The sequence below is a fragment of the Rubrimonas sp. genome, from assembly GCF_036788415.1.
Classification (GTDB): domain Bacteria; phylum Pseudomonadota; class Alphaproteobacteria; order Rhodobacterales; family Rhodobacteraceae; genus Rubrimonas.
The window spans coordinates 1-2849 of record NZ_DAIQNN010000202.1; the positions used below are offsets into that span (position 1 = coordinate 1).

Sequence of the window (2849 nt, forward strand, 5' to 3'; positions counted from 1 at the left end):
AGAAGATCCGGCTGGTCCAGGGCGACACCGACCGCATCGCCAAGGGCGGCGGCACCGGCGGGTCGCGCTCGGTCACGATGCAGGGCTCCTCGATCTGGGGCGCTGCGGATGCGTGGGTCGAGCGGATCAAGCCGTTCGCGGGCGAGGAGCTGGAGGTGTCGGCGGCCGACGTCGAGTTCGTCGACGGCCAGTTCCGCGTCGCGGGCGCCGACGTCGCGCTGGGCGTGATGGAGGTCGTCGCCCGCGCCCGCGCCAAGGGCCGGCAGGACCTGCTGGCGGAGGAGCGCGAGACGGTGGTCCCCGGCCGATCCTACCCCAACGGCGCCCATTTCGCCGAGGTCGAGGTCGACCCCGAGACCGGCGTGGTGGCGGTGGTGAAATACACCGTGGTCGACGATTTCGGCGTCCTGATGAACCCGATCCTGGCGCGCGGGCAGGTGCACGGCGGCGTGGTGCAGGGCATCGGCCAGGCGATCACCGAGCATGTGGTGTATGACGACGACGGCCAGCTCGTGTCCGCCAGTTTCATGGACTACGCCATGCCGCGCGCCGACGACGCCCCGATGATGGACTTCCACCACGAGGGCACGCCCTCGACCGCCAACGCCATCGGCATGAAGGGCTGCGGCGAGGCCGGCACCGTCGGCGCGCTGGCCGCCGTCACCAACGCCGCGCTCGATGCGGTGTGGGAGGCCGGCGTGCGCCACGTCGACATGCCGATGACGCCGCTGCGCATGTGGGGCTGGCTGCGCGACGCACGCAGGCCGATGGCGGCGGAGTAGGGCGAAGGGCCGCGCACCGGCGGAAGCTGTTGCGCGGCGCCCGAAAACGGCGTGACGCCACTGGATAAGGGAAATTTTAAGGTGCTTCCTTTCACTCTGCCCTCTCTGATCTTCCCATGATGGAGTGGGGCTGGAAAAAATGTTGAAAAATCTCAGCATGCGTAACAAGACTCTCGTTGGCGTCGCGCCCACGTTGCTTCTGTTGCTATTCATTGCGGGAGTTGCGTTATTTCAGGTCAGCCGTCTCGCGAATACTAGCAAGTGGGTGGACCATACAAATGTGGTCCTGCGAGAAGCAGACCAGATCATCGGCGACGCACTGAACATGGAAACCGGCCTGCGCGGCTACCTGCTGGCGGGCCGCGACGAGTTCCTCGACCCCTATCGCGATGGCGAGGTCGCCGCCTTTGAGATGCTGGCGTCCCTCCAGCAAACGGTCAGCGACAACCCACCTCAGGTGGCCCGCCTCAAAGAGGTGGAAGCCATATTGCGTGAGTGGCAGCGCGACTCCGCAGCGGTGGAGATTGAGTTGCGTGCCTCGATCGGCGACGCACGAACGATGAATGATCTTGTAGCTCTATTCCGTCAAGACAGTGGCAAAGCTAATTTCGACAAGTTCCGTGGTCAGATCGCCGTTTTCGTCGAGCGCGAAGAAGTGCTGCTCACCAAGCGGCAGGAGGACTTGGAGGCCGCGCTCTCGTCGGGCGGCGCAAGCGACAGCGAGATTCGCGCGGCGCTCGAGTGGACCAACCACACTTACCGCGTGCTGCTGATGGCCCAGAACCTTCTTGCGGCGGCGGTCGACATGGAGACTGGCTTTCGCGGCTATCTTCTCGTGGGGGACCCCGCCTTTCTCGAGCCATTCGAAAATGGGCGCGCTGCATTCGCAGCCGTGGCGACCGAGGCGGCGAAAACCGTCGCCGACAACCCGGCGCAGGTAGAGCTCATCGGCGAAATGCGCGCCGTGATTGAAGGCTTGGTCGTCGACATCTTCGAGCCGATGATCGCCCTTCGCACGGTGATCGGTGACGCGCCGACGATGGATGACATGGCCGACCTCGTGGGCGAAGCGCGCGGGAAAGCGTACTTTGACCAGTTTCGCAAGATGATGGGGGACTTTGCGGCGATAGAAGAGCAGCTGATGGCGGCTCGAAAGGTTGAAAACGAATCAACGCTCTGGTGGACGTTCGCGCTCGTCATCGCAGGGACGGCCCTGGCGTTGGCGCTTGGCGTGGGCCTTGCTCTGGCTGTCGGTCGAGCCGTGGGTCTTCCGATCACGGAGACGACGTCCAGCATGCGCGCACTGGCCGACGGCAACACCGATGTGAAGATCTTCGGAGCGGAGCGCCGGGACGAAATCGGAGAAATGGCGAAAGCGCTCGACGTATTCCGCGATGCGGTCCGCTCGCGAGGCCTTGACGCCGAACGCACGCGGGAGCGTGCGGCGATGATGTCCGAGTTGCAGGCTGCTCTCAGGGTCGTGGTCTCGGCTGGCGCGGCTGGTGACTTCTCCAAACGCGTCTCGGAGAAGTTCGCCGACTCCGATCTGAACGAGATCGGCGACGGGCTGAACCGTCTGGTCGCCTCGGTCGAGACCGGCGTCGCCGAGACCGCGCGCGTGATGGGCCGGCTGGCGGAGGGCGACCTGACCGAGCGGATGCGCGGCCATTTCGAAGGCGCCTTCGCCGACCTGCAGCGCGATGTCGAGGCCACTGTCGAGCGGCTGCGCGAGGTGGTGTCCGAGATCGCGGGCGTCAGCGGCGACATCGCCTCGGCGACCGAGGAGATCGCCTCCAGCGCCCGGCAGGTCTCCAGCCGCGCCGAGCAGCAGGCGGCGGCGCTGGAGGAGACCTCGGCGACCATGGAGCAGATGGCCGCCTCCATCGCCTCCAGCGCCGACAACGCGCAGCGCGCCGCGGGCCTCGCCCACGACACCGAGACCCGCGCCGGCGAGGGCCGCAAGCTCGCCGACGCGTCGGAGACGGCGATGAAGCGGATCGCCGAGGGCTCCTCGCGGATCGCCGACATCACCGCGCTGATCGACTCGATCGCCTTCCAGACCAACCT

At 66.3% G+C, this 2849-nt stretch carries 2 protein-coding genes; both read left to right on the forward strand.

Features of this window, described 5'->3' with window-relative positions; translation table 11 throughout:
• Window positions 1-782 (forward strand): xanthine dehydrogenase family protein molybdopterin-binding subunit (locus V7Q31_RS18500; protein ID WP_333835313.1); only part of this gene is annotated, 782 nt, incomplete at its 5' end.
• A gap of 139 nt (window positions 783-921) precedes the next feature.
• A partial coding sequence (locus tag V7Q31_RS18505; protein WP_333835314.1) for a CHASE3 domain-containing protein occupies window positions 922-2849 on the forward strand: 1928 nt, incomplete at its 3' end.